This is a genomic window from Bifidobacterium porcinum (assembly GCF_055378475.1).
Genome location: NZ_AP029603.1, coordinates 1,267,222 through 1,283,677, shown reverse-complemented (window position 1 = coordinate 1,283,677; position 16,456 = coordinate 1,267,222). Strand labels below are relative to the sequence as shown.

At 61.4% G+C, this 16,456-nt stretch carries 15 protein-coding genes; 14 read left to right on the top strand and 1 reads right to left on the bottom strand.

What is annotated here, in order from left to right; translation table 11 throughout:
• Positions 1–19 precede the first annotated feature (19 nt).
• The 14 genes from argB to ACZ41G_RS05005 all read left to right on the top strand — a co-directional run bounded on the left by argB (position 20) and on the right by ACZ41G_RS05005 (position 15,532).
• A complete protein-coding gene (gene argB / locus ACZ41G_RS05070) occupies positions 20–973 on the top strand; it encodes an acetylglutamate kinase (RefSeq protein WP_101452661.1) in 954 nt (317 codons plus the stop codon).
• Positions 963–2,261 carry an acetylornithine transaminase gene (locus ACZ41G_RS05065; protein ID WP_464144760.1) on the top strand — a complete coding sequence of 433 codons (1,299 nt, stop codon included), beginning with the start codon at positions 963–965 and terminating at the stop codon, positions 2,259–2,261. The genes argB and ACZ41G_RS05065 overlap by 11 nt, the downstream gene beginning before the upstream one ends.
• Positions 2,262–2,392: 131 nt before the next feature.
• Positions 2,393–3,358 carry an ornithine carbamoyltransferase gene (argF, locus tag ACZ41G_RS05060; protein ID WP_464144758.1) on the top strand — a complete coding sequence of 322 codons (966 nt, stop codon included), beginning with the start codon at positions 2,393–2,395 and terminating at the stop codon, positions 3,356–3,358.
• A 14-nt stretch (positions 3,359–3,372) separates the two neighbouring features.
• Positions 3,373–3,891: an arginine repressor gene (gene argR / locus ACZ41G_RS05055; protein WP_029577051.1), complete on the top strand. Its 519-nt coding sequence runs from the start codon at positions 3,373–3,375 to the stop codon at positions 3,889–3,891.
• A 266-nt stretch (positions 3,892–4,157) separates the two neighbouring features.
• Positions 4,158–5,396, top strand: coding sequence for an argininosuccinate synthase (locus tag ACZ41G_RS05050; RefSeq protein ID WP_152356140.1), 1,239 nt, complete (start codon positions 4,158–4,160; stop codon positions 5,394–5,396).
• Positions 5,397–5,628: 232 nt separating this feature from the next.
• Positions 5,629–7,131 carry an argininosuccinate lyase gene (gene argH, locus ACZ41G_RS05045; RefSeq protein ID WP_033507341.1) on the top strand — a complete coding sequence of 501 codons (1,503 nt, stop codon included), beginning with the start codon at positions 5,629–5,631 and terminating at the stop codon, positions 7,129–7,131.
• Position 7,132: 1 nt separating this feature from the next.
• On the top strand, positions 7,133–7,657 hold the full coding sequence (locus ACZ41G_RS05040) for an HD domain-containing protein (protein ID WP_033507343.1): 525 nt from the start codon (positions 7,133–7,135) through the stop codon (positions 7,655–7,657).
• Entirely contained in the window at positions 7,657–8,472 is an 816-nt protein-coding gene (locus ACZ41G_RS05035; RefSeq protein WP_033507375.1) for a putative ABC transporter permease, read from the top strand. The genes ACZ41G_RS05040 and ACZ41G_RS05035 overlap by 1 nt, the downstream gene beginning before the upstream one ends.
• Positions 8,473–8,732: 260 nt before the next feature.
• Positions 8,733–9,686, top strand: coding sequence for a hypothetical protein (locus tag ACZ41G_RS05030; protein ID WP_464144755.1), 954 nt, complete (start codon positions 8,733–8,735; stop codon positions 9,684–9,686).
• Positions 9,687–9,853: 167 nt separating this feature from the next.
• Positions 9,854–11,179, top strand: a complete 1,326-nt coding sequence (tyrS, locus tag ACZ41G_RS05025; RefSeq protein WP_321046216.1) for a tyrosine--tRNA ligase — start codon at positions 9,854–9,856, stop codon at positions 11,177–11,179.
• A 153-nt stretch (positions 11,180–11,332) separates the two neighbouring features.
• A complete protein-coding gene (locus ACZ41G_RS05020; RefSeq protein ID WP_464144753.1) occupies positions 11,333–13,435 on the top strand; it encodes a helicase in 2,103 nt (700 codons plus the stop codon).
• Positions 13,432–14,466 carry an HAD-IIA family hydrolase gene (locus ACZ41G_RS05015; protein WP_033507350.1) on the top strand — a complete coding sequence of 345 codons (1,035 nt, stop codon included), beginning with the start codon at positions 13,432–13,434 and terminating at the stop codon, positions 14,464–14,466. Before ACZ41G_RS05020 ends, ACZ41G_RS05015 begins: the two co-directional genes overlap by 4 nt.
• Positions 14,463–14,762: a hypothetical protein gene (locus tag ACZ41G_RS05010; protein ID WP_464144751.1), complete on the top strand. Its 300-nt coding sequence runs from the start codon at positions 14,463–14,465 to the stop codon at positions 14,760–14,762. Before ACZ41G_RS05015 ends, ACZ41G_RS05010 begins: the two co-directional genes overlap by 4 nt.
• Positions 14,759–15,532 (top strand): TlyA family RNA methyltransferase, encoded by a 774-nt coding sequence (locus ACZ41G_RS05005; RefSeq protein WP_033507354.1) that lies wholly within the window; start codon positions 14,759–14,761, stop codon positions 15,530–15,532. Before ACZ41G_RS05010 ends, ACZ41G_RS05005 begins: the two co-directional genes overlap by 4 nt.
• Here ACZ41G_RS05005 and ACZ41G_RS05000 read toward each other — a convergent pair.
• Positions 15,496–16,299: a hypothetical protein gene (locus ACZ41G_RS05000; protein WP_464144749.1), complete on the bottom strand. Its 804-nt coding sequence runs from the start codon at positions 16,297–16,299 to the stop codon at positions 15,496–15,498. The two genes, ACZ41G_RS05005 and ACZ41G_RS05000, sit on opposite strands and share 37 nt — an antisense overlap.
• Positions 16,300–16,456 lie beyond the last annotated feature (157 nt).

Here is a 16,456-nt window from a genome sequence, read left to right as displayed (position 1 = left end):
CACATACAGAAAGAACGGCATGAGTGATTTGAAAGGTCCGGGATACCACCTGGACGTACACACCGATTTGCGGGCGGATCAGAAAGCTGAAGTGCTGATCGAAGCGCTTCCTTGGCTCGAGGAGTTCGCCGGGCAGCGGATCGTCATCAAATACGGCGGCAACGCCATGGTCGACGAGCATCTCAAACAGTGCTTCGCCGAAGACATGGTATTTCTGCGTCAAGTGGGCATGCATCCCGTCGTCGTCCACGGCGGCGGCCCGCAGATTTCCAAGATGCTCAAGGCGCTCGGCATCAAATCCGAGTTCAAGGGCGGTTTACGCGTCACTTCACCTGAGGCGATGGACGTCGTGCGTATGGTGCTCACCGGCAAGGTCTCCCGCGAACTGGTCGGCTACATCAACTCCCACGGTCCGATGGCCGTAGGCCTGTCAGGTGAGGACGGCGGCCTGTTTTCCGCCATGAAGCGCAAACCTATCATCGACGGCAAACCCACCGATATCGGGCTCGTCGGCGATGTGGTCAGCGTCGACGCCTCCGCTGTTGAGGATCTGATTTCCGCTGGTCGCATCCCTGTCGTGTCCTCGGTCGCGCCAGACGAAGAAGACGCCACCCAAGTGCTCAACGTGAACGCAGACTCAGCGGCCGCTGCCCTCGCCTCCGCGCTTGGCGCCCGCAAACTGGTGATTCTCACCGATGTTGACGGCCTGTACGCGGATTGGCCGGACCGCAACTCTCTGATTGGCCGCATTGGTGTCGAAAACCTGCGTGACATGCTGCCCGATCTGGAAACCGGCATGCGGCCCAAGATGGAGGCATGCGTGCGCGCCATCGACGGGGGAGTGCCCCAGGCGCACATCATCGACGGGCGCAAACCACATTCGATTCTGAACGAGATATTCACCACCTCAGGCGTCGGCACCATGGTCGTGCCCGAAGATGGTGTGGAAATGAGGAGTTCCTATGACGACTGACGGACAGCTCGAGCAACTCGGGACCAAAGACAAAGCGTGGCTCGGCAAATACTCGCAAGTGCACATGAACGTGTTCGGCACTCCGCTGCGCGTCATGGATCACGGCAAGGGCACGCGCATCTGGGATATCGACGGCAATGAATACCTTGATTTCCTCGCAGGTATCGCGGTTAACTCGCTCGGTTACGCCCATCCGGCGTGGGTGAAGGCCGTCAGCGAGCAGGCGGCCAAAGTCGCCCACACCAGCAACTATTTCGCCACCGAACCGCAGATCGAACTCGCGGCGAAACTGGTCAAGCTCGCCGGGGCCCCTGAAGGGTCCCACGTCTATTTCGGCAATTCGGGCGCCGAAGGCAATGAGGCCGCCATCAAGCTTGCCAAGCTCTATGGCCGCACACTTCCGGGTGCCCTGCCTGAACCGGGCGGGAAACCCGCGCGTATCATCTCCATGGTCCACGGTTTCCACGGGCGCACTCTGGGCGCGCTGAGCGCCACCTGGAAGCCCGTGATCCGCGAGCCGTTCGAGCCGCTCGTCCCGGCGGTCGAATTCGTCGAACCCGGCGACGTCGAAGCGCTCAAGGCCGCATTCGACGCGACCGGAACCACAGCTGACGGCAAAGGCCCGGTCGCCGCGGTCATCATGGAACTCATCCAAGGCGAAGCCGGCGTCATGCCGGTCGGCGCCGAGTATGTACGCCAGGCGCGGCAGCTGTGCGATGAGCATCACGCGTTGCTCATCATCGACGAAGTGCAGACTGGCATCGGACGTACCGGCAGCTGGTTCGCCTTCCAACAGAAGGAACTCTCCGGTGGCGTGACCCCGGATATCATCACCTTCGCCAAAGGTGTGGCGGGAGGCTTCCCGATGGGCGGCATGATCGCCTTCGGGCAGCGGTTGTCCGACCTGTTCACTCCCGGATCGCACGGATCCACCTTCGCAGGCAACCCGCTCGGGGCCGCGGCTGCGCTCGCCACCTTGGGCGTCATTGAGCATGATGATCTGCTCGCCAACGCCCAGGCGCGAGGCAAGCAGCTGCGCGAAGGCATCATGGCCACCGGTAATCCGCTGTTCAAGTCAACGCGCGGCGCCGGTCTGCTGGATGCGGTCGAGCTGGCGCACCCGTGCGCCCATGCGGCGATGAACTGGATGCTTGAACACGGGCTGATCGTCAATGCCGTCGCCCCGAATGCGCTGCGCATCGCACCCCCGCTGATCGTTTCCGCGCAGGATGTAGATGAGGCCGTTTCGATTATGGCCGGCGTGCCGGCGGATCTCGCCGACGACTGACGTCACGGCCTTCGTGGCCGCTACGACCGATGTACAAACGGTTCGCGACCGGTGCAAGTGCGACGCCCGAGTTGGACAGACCGAAGAGACAGTACAGACCAAAGAGAACCAAAGAGAATGGAGTACACCGTATGGATGGGCAGTTGCGCCACATGCTTCGCGATGATGACGTCAATCATGACGAGCAGAAGCAGATCATCGCACTTGGATTGAAATTCCGTGAAAACCGCTTCTACAAGCGGCCGTTCGAAGGGCCGCAGGGCGTCGCCGTGCTGTTCGACAAGCCCAGCACCCGCACCCGTTCGAGCTTCTCAATCGGCGTGGCGGAACTTGGCGGATATCCGCTGGTCATCGACAAGTCCGGCTCCCAGCTGGGCCGAGGCGAGCCGGTCGCCGACACCGCGCGCGTACTCACCCGTATGGCCTACGGCATCGTCTGGCGCACCTTCGGGCAGGAACGCGTCGAGGAGATGGCCAAATATGCGACCGTCCCCGTCGTCAACGCGCTGACCGACCAGTTCCATCCCTGCCAGGTGCTCGCCGACTTCATGACCATCGCCCAGTTCCGCGGCGGTGTCGATGCGCTTGCCGGGCAGACCATCGCCTATCTGGGGGACGCGGCCAACAATATGGCCAACTCCTATCTGCTCGCTGGCGCGACTGCGGGTATGAACGTCCGCATCGCCGGGCCTTACGGTTATCTGCCTGAGCTGAGCATCGTGGATGACGCCAAGCGCATCGCGGCCGAAAACGGCGGGTCCATTCTTGTGACCACCGATCCGCGCGAGGCAGTCGAAGGCGCCGACTGCGTGTTCACCGATACCTGGGTGTCCATGGGCGAAGAGGCCGAGTATGAGAAGCGTTCCAAGCCGTTCTGGGATTACCAGGTCAACGACGAACTGATGAAGCTCGCCAAGCCGGACGCCCTGTTCCAGCACTGCCTGCCCGCGTATCGCGGCAAGGAGGTCACCGCATCGGTGATCGATGGCCCGCAGTCCGTGGTCTGGGACGAAGCCGAAAACCGTCTGCACGCCCAGAAGGCTTTGCTCACCTGGCTGACTGGCCAGCTGCGCGGCGACGAAAGCCTGCTCGCCTAAGCTGCACGGACGCTATGGAAGACAAGAAAACGCCGTTGCAACGGCCTGCGACACGGGCGGCTCGTCTCAGCGCGATCGAGGAGATGCTGCTGCATCACATCGTCACGTCCCAATCCCAACTCTCCGACATGCTGTCGGATGAGGGAATAGACGTCACCCAGGCGACGCTCAGCCGAGATCTCGAGGAGATCAACGCGACGAAAACACGTCTCGAGAACGGGACAGTCGCCTACGTGTTGGGGTACGGGCAGTCGACGACTCCGAAATCGGCGCAGCAGCAGATGTCGCGTATTCTGTCCGGACTGGTCACTTCCGTGGCGTCGGCGCGCAATCTTGCGGTGATACATACGCCTTCGGGGGCGGCCCAGTATGTGGCCAGTGTCATGGATCGCCAATCACTGGACGATGTGCTCGGCACAATCGCCGGCGATGACACCGTGCTCATCATCTGCAAGGACGACCAATCGGCAGCCGCGCGTGCCAAATGGCTGCTGAGCATCGCCTCCTCCAACAGCCAGCAGAGCACTGACTGATCCTGTGTGCCACGCCCGGTGGACTGTCACCACAATGACAATCCGCCGGGCGTACTTTTTTCTGCGTACCTTTTTCTGCGCGAGTTTGGTCATCGCGGCTCGTTTCGACAAATGGCGGTTTGTATGCAAATCCTGTCCTCAGACGGGTCTGCGCGCGGTCCGATCCGAAAAACGACACGCGGAACACCGCTTAATGCATACTTATGCATAGGTCTGTATATAATTACAGTATCAACATGCAAGAACTCCAATCAGAAAGGGCAGTCATGAGCGACAACAAGCGCATCGTCTTGGCGTATTCCGGAGGCCTCGACACCTCCGTGGCAATCCCGTACCTCAAGGAGCGCACTGGCAAAGACGTCGTTGCCGTGTCCCTCGACGTCGGCCAGGGCGGCGAAAGCCTCGAGACCATCAAGCAGCGTGCACTCGCCTGCGGCGCGGTCGAAGCATATGTCGTGGACGCCCGTGAGGAGTTCGCCGACGAATACTGCATGCTCGCCCTCAAGGCGAACGCCATGTACGAAGGCGTCTATCCGCTCGTTTCCGCCATCTCCCGCCCGCTGATCACCAAGCATCTGGTGCGTGCCGCCCACCAGTTCGGCGCCGACACCATTTCGCACGGCTGCACCGGCAAGGGCAACGATCAGGTCCGCTTCGAGGTCTCCATCCAGTCGATCGACCCGACGCTCAAAGCCATCAGCCCGATCCGCGATCTGTCCCTGACCCGCGACGTCGAAATCCAATTCGCCAAGGACCACAAGCTGCCGATCACCCAGACCGAGAAGAGCCCGTACTCCATCGACCAGAACGTGTGGGGCCGCGCCATCGAGACTGGCTTCCTCGAAGATCCGTGGAACGCCCCGACCAAGGACTGCTACTCCTACACCGACGACCCGGCGTTCCCACCGGTCGAGGACGAGGTGGTCATCGAATTCAAGCAGGGCGTCCCCGTCAAGATCGACGGCAAGGACGTCACCCCGCTGCAGGCCATCGAGGAAATGAACCGGCGCGCTGGAGCCCAGGGCATCGGCCGTATCGACCTGATCGAAGATCGTCTCGTCGGCATCAAGTCCCGCGAACTGTATGAAGCCCCGGGTGCTGTCGCGCTCATCACCGCGCATCAGGAACTCGAGAACTGCTGCCTCGAACGTGAGCAGCACCGCATCAAGCGCGATATCGACAAGCGTTGGGCGGAGCTCGTCTACGATGCCCAGTGGTTCTCTCCGGCGGTCCATTCGCTCAACGCCTTCATCGAGGACACCCAGAAGTACGTGTCCGGCGAAATCCGCATGACCCTGCACGGCGGCCGCGCGGTCGTGACCGGACGCCGCTCCGACAGCTCGCTGTACGACTACAACCTCGCCACCTACGATTCTGGTGACAGCTTCGATCAGCACGCGTCCAACGGCTTCATCGAGATCTACGGCCTGCCGAGCAAGGTCGCCGCCGCTCGTGACGTCAAGTTCGGCAACGGCATCGAAGTACCAGAGAACACCGTCGAGTAACCCCAACGCGGCACGCGCAACCTGCGGCACAGGATGTTTGCGTGCGGGGGAATGCATTGGGAAGGCCATGCCGGCACGCCGGTCCATGGCCTTCCCGGCATATCCGGCCGGTTTGACGAATCGCCGGTGTAGGGTAGGACACAACAAGCCTGCGGAATACCGAGTCCGGCAATATTGCATCCGACAACGCCGAATCCGACAACCCAGACAACACAGAAAGACGCCAACGTCCATGGAACAGAACAACGAACAGGAACATTCGAACGCACCGGAACATTCAATCGCGCTGTGGGGAGGGCGATTCTCATCCGGTCCCTCGCCTGAGCTGGCGCGGCTGAGCAAATCGACCCAGTTCGACTGGCGGCTCGCCGACGACGACATCGCCGGTTCGCGCGCCCATGCACGCGCTCTCGGTCGTGCGGGACTGCTCACCAAGGACGAGCTCAATCGTATGGAAGCCGCGCTCGACCAGCTGCAGCGTTCCGTCGATGACGGGTCGTTCACCCCCATCGAGGAGGACGAGGACGAGGCGACGGCGCTTGAACGAGGTCTGCTGGACATCGCCGGAGACGAGCTAGGCGGCAAACTGCGGGCAGGCCGGTCGCGCAACGACCAGATCGCCGCGCTTATCCGCATGTGGCTGCGTCGCCATGCCCGCTTCATCGCCGGGCAGATCATCGATGTCGTCCAGGCGCTGATCGGCCAGGCCGAACAGGCGGGGGACACCGTTATGCCCGGACGCACCCATATGCAGCACGCCCAGCCCGTTCTGCTCGCCCACCAGCTCATGGCGCACGCATGGCCGTTGCTGCGCGATGTACAACGCCTGGTCGACTGGGACCGCCGGGCGGACGCCAGCCCGTACGGTTCCGGTGCGCTCGCCGGCAACACCCTGGGCCTTGATCCTGATGCCGTGGCACGCGAACTCGGTTTCAGCCGTGTCACCGAAAATTCAATCGACGGGACGGCAAGCCGCGACGTGGTTGCGGAATTCGCCTTCGTCGCCGCGATGGCCGGCATAGACCTGTCGCGTCTGAGCGAGGAAATCATCATCTGGAATACCCAGGAATTCGCCTTCGTCAAACTTGATGATGCCTATTCGACCGGCTCGTCGATCATGCCTCAGAAAAAGAACCCGGACATCGCCGAGCTCACCCGTGGCAAGTCCGGCAGGCTGATCGGCGACCTGACCGGTCTGCTCGCCACTCTGAAGGGTCTGCCGACCGCATATGCGCGCGATTTGCAGGAAGATAAGGAAGCGGTGTTCGACCAAGTGGACACCCTTGAGGTCGTGCTGCCCGCATTCGCTGGCATGCTGCGCACCATGGTCTTCGACAAGGAACGCCTCGAGCAGGAGGCGCCGCGTGGTTTCGCGCTCGCCACGGATATCGCCGAATGGCTGGTGCGCAACGGTGTGCCGTTCCGCCACGCCCACGAGCTGTCCGGCGCGTGCGTCAAACTCGCCGAAGGCCGCGGCCAGGAACTGTGGGATTTGACCGATGACGATTTCATCATCGTGTTCAGCGGTTTCCTGCCCGCAGACAAAGCTCCGCAAGTGCGTGAAGTCCTGTCCACCAAGGGGTCGGTCACGGCGCGTAACGGCCGTGGCGGCACTTCGCCGGCGCGGGTGCGCGAACAGATTCGCGCCGCGAAGAACCTCGCCGTCGAGCTTGGACATTTCGCAACATCGCGCAGTGACGGCAGCGCCTTCAAAGCCCCGGGTTCTTTGGCCTGATATGCTCGATCGAATCCAGATCCAGCGCATCGTCGAGCGTCAGGGCGAGGAAATCATCCTGCACGAGCATATGCGCATCGAGCGTACCAGTTACCAGCATGGGTCGGTGACGACTTTCGCCCATTCCATCCGGGTCGCCTGCCTCAGCATCTGGCTGGCGGACCGGATGCATCTGTGGGACAGGGTCGATCAACGCGCACTGGTACGTTCCGCGCTGCTCCACGACTATTTCCTGTACGACTGGCATGAGTGGGACAACGGTACGCATCGTCTGCATGGTTTGACCCATGGGCAGACCGCGCTGCTCAACGCCTCCCGCGACTTCCAGCTCGGCGGCGTCGAACGTGACAGCATTGCGCGGCATATGTTCCCGTTGACACCGATTCCGCCGAAATACCTCGAAGGATACATCGTGTCACTCGCGGATAAGATCAGCGCCACTCGGGAGACCTTGTCGCCGACGCGGTTCAAGCGCCGCAAACGATATGCCAGACATTCCCGGCACTCCCGGATGTCCCGTGCATGATGCTCGGCACACTCGAACGGCTGTTCCTGTGGTTCATCGGCTACAGCATCGCCGGGTGGACTTACGAATCCATACTGGTGTCTGCAGCAAGCCGCCGCTGGGTGAACCGAGGCTTCCTCAATGGTCCACTCTGCCCAATATATGGAGTGGGAGCGGTGCTGGCCGTTTTGCTGCTCGGTGGCATCGCCAACCCGGTGGTCGTGTTCCTTGCGGCAGCTGGTGGCGCCAGCGCGCTCGAATACGTGACATCATGGGCGATGGAGCAACTGTTTCACGCGCGATGGTGGGATTACAGCCGTCGCCGGTTCAATATCCAAGGGCGGGTGTGCCTGCTGGGGGCCGTGGTGTTCGGTGCTGCAGGTGTGCTCATTGTCAAGGTGGCTCAGCCTGTGGTCGCGGGGCTGACGCAGACGATTCCGCCTGCCGTCTTGCATGCGGTATGCGCTGTCTGCGCTGCCCTGTTGGTAGCGGATACTGTCGTGACAATCCGCGGTATGGCCGGTTTCGAGGAGAATCTCGACAAGCTCAAAGCCATGATTCAGGAATATGCCTCGCGGGCGGGGGAGAGTCTGCCCGTGTGGGACGGACCTACGTTGACGCGTCGAATGCGCGCCTGGTCGAAATCCTCCCAGGAGACGTTTTCGCGGCTGCGCGACGCGGCGATGGGTGTGCTCAGCGCGCAGCAGCGTCGTATGATTGACGCATTCCCGCGCCTGACTTCCACCACATCCAGTACATACGATTCACTCATCGAAACTGTTCGACACCTGATTGACCGCAACGGTGGCGATGCGGCCGACGGCGACAATCGGTGAATATGCAAAATCGAACACGATGATGTATGCGATTCGACGTGAATCTGTCAAATCATGATGATGACTTGGTGAAAACTGGGAGAGCAGTGAGACAAGGAATGTCCAAGGGAACCAGTCGGGCACACTTTGGAATCCAGTAGGAGAACGGGGAAACCATGGGTGGTTCTGTAACCATGAGAGACGAGGAAACCGCCGCGTCAGAAGGATTCGTTCCAAGAACCGCAGTCGTGTGTACAAGACGTGGTGCCGGGGTGGATTGCATGTTCAGACGGTTCATTCTGGTCTTCGCATTGTTGTGCGGCATGATTCTGCCCTTGGGCGGCTGCAGCGTCGATACCGGGACAAGCCCGGAGGACTTCTCGAAGGAGGCCCGGGAACACGGCCTGACAGTCGAGGATTTGGGTCACGGATGCTCGAATGTCGCCAATGTGATTGGCAGCGACCTCTCGAATTTGTCCGACGAGATTACGTTCAAATCGTGCAGTGCAGCCGCTGACTCCTCAGAAGACGGGATTGTAATGATCTATGTCGAGGCCTTGGATCCCATTGATGCGGAAAAGTCACTGAACAATTACAGCGGCTATCTGAAGTCCAAAGTAATCAACATGACGAATGTGCCCAATGGACTTGAATTCTCCTACTCAGAAGATTGGGGAGCCATATATGCCAAGCGGTATTCCATTCTCTTCGCCTTGGCCGGTACCGCAAACAGAGACCGGGCCAAGGCGTTCTCCCAGAGCATGGGCTACGGTGTCAAATCGATAGATTCCCATGATTTAATCAGACCCGCCTGCTACGCGCTGGCCTTCGTCATCGGAGTGATTTCCTATGTGTGGAAGATGTTCCGCCAGAAGGGGCAAGCAGCGCGGATGGCGAGACTGGCGTGGCAGCAGCAGGCGACCGCGCCCAGCATGCCGATGTCGACGGATCTGTCGCAGGCACAGTTCGGCACGTTCCAGCCGCAATATCCGGCGCAGCCACAATACGCGGCGCGACAGCAGTTCCTGCCTCAGCCGCAGGCCGATGAACCGATGCAGGAGCAGTCGCAGACCTTCTTCCCGCAGCCGATTCCGGACCAGTCGTCCGCATTGCAGTTCGACGTCTCGTCCCAGAATGCCGGATCTGTCCCTGATGCTCCGCAGCTGTTCGACCACAGTCGTTCACCGCTCAGCCAGCTGGTATTCAGCCGGATGACGACCAGCCGCGAATCCTGACCAGTCGCAATATCCCGAGCGGCAGTAGGCGTGTCGGCCGGGCTTGGGCCATGTCCGGCTGTCGGCATGAGCTGGCACAATAGATGAGATTGAGTGTGTCTGTGCGGCAGTCGCGGTACGTGCCGATACAGCACACGGCACTGCATGACAACAACAGAGGGAGCATCATGGCCCAGGTAAGGAATTACAGGGATGCCGGCTTCTCCACACCTATGGAGGAGCTGGAGTGGCGCGGACTCATCAACCAATCCACCGACAAGGAACAGCTTGCGGCTGTTCTCAACGGGAATCCCATTTCTTACTATTGCGGCTTCGATCCGACGGCGCCATCGCTCCACATCGGCAATCTCGTGCAGCTCATCGTGATGCGTCACCTCCAGGCTGACGGGCATCAGCCCTATGCTCTGGTGGGCGGCGCAACCGGTCTGATTGGCGACCCGCGCCAAAGCGGTGAGCGAACCCTCAACCCCAAGGAGATCGTCGCCGGGTGGGTCGAGCGTCTGCGCACGCAGATTTCGCGTTTCCTCGACACTGAGGGCGACAATGCCGTGCGTTTCGTCAACAATTACGACTGGACCGCGAACATGTCGGTGATTGACTTTCTGCGCGATGTCGGCAAGAACTTCCGGCTCGGCACCATGCTCAGCAAAGAGACCGTCGCCCGTCGTCTCAACTCTGAAGAAGGCATCTCCTTCACTGAATTCAGCTATCAGGTGTTGCAAGGCAACGACTTCCTGCACCTGTACGACGAATACGGTGTGGTGCTTGAGACGGGTGGTGCCGACCAGTGGGGCAACCTCACGTCCGGCCTCGACCTGATCCGCAAGGTGCGGGGAACCTCCGTGAACGTGATGACCAGCCCGATCATCACGGATTCCCAGGGCAAGAAATTCGGCAAGTCCGAAGGCAACGCCATGTGGCTGGACCCGACCATGCTGAGCCCGTACAAGTTCTACCAGTTCTGGTTCAACCAGCCCGACGACCAGGTTGTGAAACTGCTCAAGGTGTTCACCTTCCTGCCCAAGGACGAGATCGAACGTCTTGCAGGCGAGGTCGAAGCAAATCCTGGCGCCCGTGAAGCGCAGAAGACGCTTGCATGGGAGGTCACCAGCTATGTGCACGGTGAGGAAGCCACTCGGCAGGCCATTGACGCGGCGGCCGCGCTGTTCGGTCGTGGTGGTGATTTGCGGACCATCGGCGAAGACACACTGGAAGCCGCCATCGAGGGGCTGAAAGTCGACGACGGTGAAGGCGGCCGGACCTTCGCACAGGTCGCGGCAGGCGACCGTGTGGCTGAGGCGGGCGTGAAGGCCGGACTGTTCAAGTCGGTGTCCGAAGCCCGTAAAACCATCAAATCCGGTGGCGTATACATCAACAACCAGCGTGTCGAAGACCAAGATCAGCTGCTCGCCGAGGATGATTTCCTCGAGGGCGGCTACGCGCTGATCAGACGAGGAAAGAAGGCTCTGGGCGCGGTCCGGCGCGCGCAATGACACCGTCCCGGCATCTGCCGGGTACGCACAGGGACGGGTGAGCCCAATCACCCGCGAAGAACTGATAACGACAATTTCGGCAGACAACAACACAGCATCAGAGCATTGGCGTCCTCATGACACCGGTGCACACGAAACACGGAAAGCAGACGTATGGCAGAAGAACATCACGGCAACGGCAAGCGTGGGGACGGAAAATCATTCGGATCTCGTCGTCCCGGATCCCGCGGCGGCAAGGGATTCAAGCCTCGCGGCAATGGAAAGGGGCGGTCGTACGGCCACGGGCGTGGCGAGCGTGACGGTGAAGGCTTCCACAAGGGGCCGCGCCGCGACGGGTATCGTAAGGATTTCCACCGTGACGGCGAGCGTCGTGGCGGATTCCGCAAGGACGGCGAACACCGCGATGGCGAGCGTCGCAACGACGGTGAGCGTCGTGGCGGATATTCCCGCGACGGGTATCGTAAGGATTTCCACCGCGACGGGGAGCATCGTGACGGGGAGCATCGCGGAGGGTTCCGCAAGGATTTCCACAAGGGAGGCTTCCATAAGGGCGGCTTCCACAAAGACGGCTACCGCAAGGACTTCCATCATGATGACCGCCGTGATGACCGTCGTGACGGTGATTCCCGCGAGCCGCGCGAGTATCGCGACCGTGACGGGCAGCGTCGCGACGACCGCGGATATCGCGGCGACCGCAAGGATTACGGCAAGCGCGGCGGCTACGGCAACAAGAACTTCCATCGTGGCGACGACCGCAAGGGCGGATACGACCGTCCACGTCGTGACGGTGAGGATCGTCGGGAAGGTGGCAATCCACGCTATCGTCATGACGATCATCGCCGGCCGTTCGACGATCATCGCGGCGGCAAAGATGAACGCCGTCCATGGCGCAACGATGACCGCAATGATCGCAACGACCGCAGGGACCAGCGTCATGATGATGACGCCAAGCAGGGTGGTGAGGAGCGTCGCGAGTTCAACCGTGAAGAGCGCCAGCAGTGGCGTGAGCGCAAGCGTGGGGAGTATATGTCCAAGCCGCGGCGCAACTCGGACGGCACGGTGTCCTACCCGTCCCAGAATCCGTATACGGACCGTCGCCCGGGCGAACCGAAGATGCCCAAGGGCCTAACGTGGTCCATGCTCTCTTCCGACGAGCGTGAGCGTCTGCGCGGCCTGTCCAAGGAGCACGCCGAGAACGTCGGCCTGCATATCCTCGCCGCATACGCGCTTGAGCAGGACGATCCGCAAGCCGCTTTGGAGCATGCCCAGTGGGCAGCTCATCAGGCGTCCCGCGTGGACTTCGCCCGCGAGGCCCTGGCCTTTGTTGCATACCGTCAAGGCAAGTACAAGCTGGCGTTGCGCGAGTTCCGCACCGCCTATCGTATGAACGGCTATCTTGATTATCTGCCGCTGATCGCGGATTGCGAGCGCGGCGTCGGCCACCCGAAGAAAGCCATCGAAATCGCGTTGTCTGACGAGGCGCGTGCACTGAGCGGCGAAGCGAAAGCCGAGATGTTCCTCGTGTACGCCGGTGCGCTGGGCGATCTGGAGCTTTGGGACAAGGCCATTGACATCGCCCATAAGCTTGGGCGTTCGCAGGGCCTGCCGGGTGCCTACCGCATGCGTGCCATCCAAGCTGAGCAGTATTTCCTCGAACAGGCCGGACATGACGACGAGGCTGCGAAGCTTGACGATGTACTTGACCGCCTTGAAGCCCAGTATGCTGAAGAGGACGAGGACGAGCAGTCCGCCGATGACATCGTCATCGACTACGATCTGGAGCATCTGCCGGAAGATCTGATGGAGGAGCTGGGTATTAGCGAGGACGATGCCCAGTATGCGCCCGAAGATCCCGAAAACGACGATGACGAGACTGAGTTGCCTGCCGAGGAGACCGAGGACGGTGCACAAGCCGACCAGGAACCCCAGCAGACGCAGGACGAAGCCGACGCGAACGCCGCGCAGGCCGATGCCGCCGATGGACACGACGCGGAGCAGTCCGCTGATGATGGGCAGTCCGAAGCTGAGGCATCCGATGCCGAATCTTCCGTTGAATCCGATGAGGCGGATGCAGGTGAGACGGGCATGTCCTCTGATGTTGTGGATTCCGCGGATGCAACTGATGCCGTCGATACACCGGATGCACAGGCTGCGTCGGACATATCGGACGCGGATGATTCCGACGACGAAGCGGCTGACGAAGCGACTGAATCCACTGACGAATCCGCTGAAAACCCGGATGGCGAAGAGGCATGAGCAAGCTGCTTGGCGGCAGCGACAAGCCGCTCGCCGAAGCATACCGGCTCGCGCTGCTCGACCTTGACGGGGTCGTGTATCGCGGCAAACTGCCTGTGGAACACGCGGCGGACAGCATCCGCCGCGCACAGGACGCCGGTATGACCGTCGAATACACGACCAACAACTCCTCGCGTTTCCAGCGCGTTGTGGCCGACCAGTTGCGCGGTTTCGGGCTTGATGTCGAATCATGGCAGGTGATTACCTCGTCGGTGGTCGCTTCGCGTATGGTCGCACGCCATGTCCCCGCAGGCTCGCCCGTGTTGGTGCTGGGTGCAGATCATTTGGCTGAGGAGGTTGCAGCCCAAGGATTACAAGTCGTCCGGCGCGCCGAAGACCATCCAGTCGCGGTCATCCAAGGCTGGTACCCGCAGATGAGCTGGGAGGAGATGGCGCAGGTCGCGTACGCCGTTGAACGGGGAGCGCAATATTTCGTGACGAATCGCGATCTGACCATTCCGCGTGAACTTGGTGTCGCCCCCGGCTGCGGCTCGATGATTCAAGCGGTAATCAACGCCACCGGCGTCGAGCCGATCGCATCGGCAGGCAAACCGGAATCGGCGATGTACGATGAAGCCAGACTGCTCGCCGCCCATGACGGCACCACACCCGTCGAACGGGAGCAATGCCTCGCCATCGGTGACCGCCTTGACACCGATATCGAGGCCGGCAACCGGGGCGGCTATGATTCGCTCGCCGTTTTGACGGGGGTGACTGACCCGCAACAGCTGCTGCACGCACCCGAACATCTGCGCCCGACGTATGTGGCGGCGGATTTGCGAGGACTGGTCGAGCCGATGCCCCAGCCGGTGCATCAGGCGGATGGCTCATGGCGGTGCGCCGGCGCCCTCGCACGCGTCGATGGCGGCGTATTGCGCATCGACGGCCCGCACGATATCAACGCGTTGCGTGCCGCCCTGTGCGCCGCATGGTCCTGTATGGATGCCTCGCTGCCTGTTGACACCTCAGACTTGAGGTTCGAGCTGGCATGAACGCGGACACCCTACGAATCCCCGGTGAAGGGCTGACATCGGCCAACGCCGGGGCACCGGTCGCGCACACTAAGTCTGCCGATACCAGCGCTGTCAATACCGGTGTTCCCGACACAGGCGTTTTGGGCATCGGCGCTTCTGATGCCGCCGACGACACCGTGCCCCCGGCACTCGAATCACGATACCCACAGTTGCGTGGGTGGCCGCAAATGGATGACGCGCAACGTATCGAAGCGCTTGGCGGTATACTCACTGACTTGCAGCATGCCTTGGATGAGGGGACGGCACGTCGATGAGCGCATCAGCAGCGCCCGTCCGGCTTGATATCGCCATCGTCGATCGAGGTTTGGCACCCACACGCACGAAATCCAGCCGACTGATCAAAGCTGGGCACGTCACGGTTAACGGCAAGGTCCAGACCAAACCGTCGTTCGCCGTCAGGCCGAACGACGCCATCGACGTCGACCGCGGAGACGACTACGTGTCACGCGGCGCCTACAAACTGGTCGGCGCATTCGAAGCTTTCAAAGATCACGGCCTTCCCGAGCCGATCGGCATGTCCTGCCTGGATATCGGCGCTTCAACCGGGGGATTCACCCAAGTGCTGCTGCGGCGCGGCGCCGCCCGGGTCATCGCTCTCGATGTCGGACACGGGCAGCTCGATCAGCGGATCGAGGCCGACCCGCGCGTCACGGACATGAGCGGCGTCAATATCCGTGATGTGACGGGCGACGACCTGCCTTGGAGCCCTGACATGATTGTCTCTGACGTGTCGTTCATCTCCCTGACCTATGTGATTCCCGTGATCGCAAGGATTTCCCGGCCGGGCACGCATGTCGTGCTCCTGGTCAAACCGCAATTCGAAGTGGGGCGCGGCAATCTCGGCAAAAACGGCATCGTCGACGATCCGCAGCTGCGAGAACAAGCCCTGCTGCGTGTCAGCGAATGCGCCCAGAACCACGCGATGACCGTGTGTGGCATGGCGGTCTCACCGATTGAAGGGACCTTCGGCAACGTGGAATATCTGCTTTATCTGCGCACCGGGCAAGTTCGCACCGCGCAGTGAACCGGTGTCGTGCCGCTGGACATCGCCCGTCCTGCGGAAAGCAGCTGCCCGTCGCGGCGTTCGAAGAAGCGGATGCGGGAATCTTCATCGACTGACAGATGGGCTTCGAGCGGTACCGTACGTACATCGCTGGTGTCTTCGAGCATGATGCACTCGGCGCTGATTTGGTCGCAGTGCAATCTGCGGGCTTCGACTTGGTGCGCTTCGATTCTGCGAATCGTGCTGTGCGGGTCACGGCAGCGCAGCGTCCGATGTGCCCACAGTCCGTCGCCCAGTGTGTCAATCAGAACTGAGTTGTTCGCCACAAGATGCGGGGCGTTCATCACCCCGGTCATGGCCAAGGCGGATGCGAGCAGCCCGCCTCCCGCTTGCAGCATGCCGGTCATTTTCACTTCGCCGCAGCATGTGACTTGTCCCACGCACCGGATGTCGCCGACGAAGTTGAGTTCGCGGCAGGCCGCCTCGCCTTGTACGACAATGGTGCCGTATCCGCTGATTTTCGAGACATGCAGATTGCCATCGCATACAATGCGCGCGTTCTCGCAAATCAGAGTGCCTCCGTCGATTTGCGGCGCATGCAGCCGTCCAAGTACCCTTGCCTGCCGGATGACGAGCGGCTCGTCGCGCCTGATCGTATGGATAATCGTCGTGTACAGCGGGTCATATTCGTGTTCTGGACCCTGCCCGTGCTGCCCGTGTGCGGAATGTTCTGTGGTGTTGTCCCCAATTGCGGGCCGTTGTATGTGTTGCCGGCTCTCCGTGGTCATCTTCGCCCTTCTGTGAAGTTGCCGGCGTCCCGGTATCCCCACCGGCGCTGGCAGTGCCCAGTGACTTAGGCCGTCCCTGGCCGAACGTCACATGATGAGCTACGAGTATAGCGAATCACCGGGAACGGTGGCAAATCCGCAGTTGCCGCGAACGACG

Excerpts from the sequence above, each read along its gene's own strand:
- argB (WP_101452661.1), top strand. The coding sequence starts at position 20 with ATGAGTGATTTGAAAGGTCCGGGATACCACCTGGACGTACACACCGAT.
- ACZ41G_RS05065 (WP_464144760.1), top strand. The coding sequence starts at position 963 with ATGACGACTGACGGACAGCTCGAGCAACTCGGGACCAAAGACAAAGCG.
- argF (WP_464144758.1), top strand. The coding sequence starts at position 2,393 with ATGGATGGGCAGTTGCGCCACATGCTTCGCGATGATGACGTCAATCAT.
- argR (WP_029577051.1), top strand. The coding sequence starts at position 3,373 with ATGGAAGACAAGAAAACGCCGTTGCAACGGCCTGCGACACGGGCGGCT.
- ACZ41G_RS05050 (WP_152356140.1), top strand. The coding sequence starts at position 4,158 with ATGAGCGACAACAAGCGCATCGTCTTGGCGTATTCCGGAGGCCTCGAC.
- argH (WP_033507341.1), top strand. The coding sequence starts at position 5,629 with ATGGAACAGAACAACGAACAGGAACATTCGAACGCACCGGAACATTCA.
- ACZ41G_RS05040 (WP_033507343.1), top strand. The coding sequence starts at position 7,133 with ATGCTCGATCGAATCCAGATCCAGCGCATCGTCGAGCGTCAGGGCGAG.
- ACZ41G_RS05035 (WP_033507375.1), top strand. The coding sequence starts at position 7,657 with ATGCTCGGCACACTCGAACGGCTGTTCCTGTGGTTCATCGGCTACAGC.
- ACZ41G_RS05030 (WP_464144755.1), top strand. The coding sequence starts at position 8,733 with ATGTTCAGACGGTTCATTCTGGTCTTCGCATTGTTGTGCGGCATGATT.
- tyrS (WP_321046216.1), top strand. The coding sequence starts at position 9,854 with ATGGCCCAGGTAAGGAATTACAGGGATGCCGGCTTCTCCACACCTATG.
- ACZ41G_RS05020 (WP_464144753.1), top strand. The coding sequence starts at position 11,333 with ATGGCAGAAGAACATCACGGCAACGGCAAGCGTGGGGACGGAAAATCA.
- ACZ41G_RS05015 (WP_033507350.1), top strand. The coding sequence starts at position 13,432 with ATGAGCAAGCTGCTTGGCGGCAGCGACAAGCCGCTCGCCGAAGCATAC.
- ACZ41G_RS05010 (WP_464144751.1), top strand. The coding sequence starts at position 14,463 with ATGAACGCGGACACCCTACGAATCCCCGGTGAAGGGCTGACATCGGCC.
- ACZ41G_RS05005 (WP_033507354.1), top strand. The coding sequence starts at position 14,759 with ATGAGCGCATCAGCAGCGCCCGTCCGGCTTGATATCGCCATCGTCGAT.
- ACZ41G_RS05000 (WP_464144749.1), bottom strand. The coding sequence starts at position 16,299 with ATGACCACGGAGAGCCGGCAACACATACAACGGCCCGCAATTGGGGAC.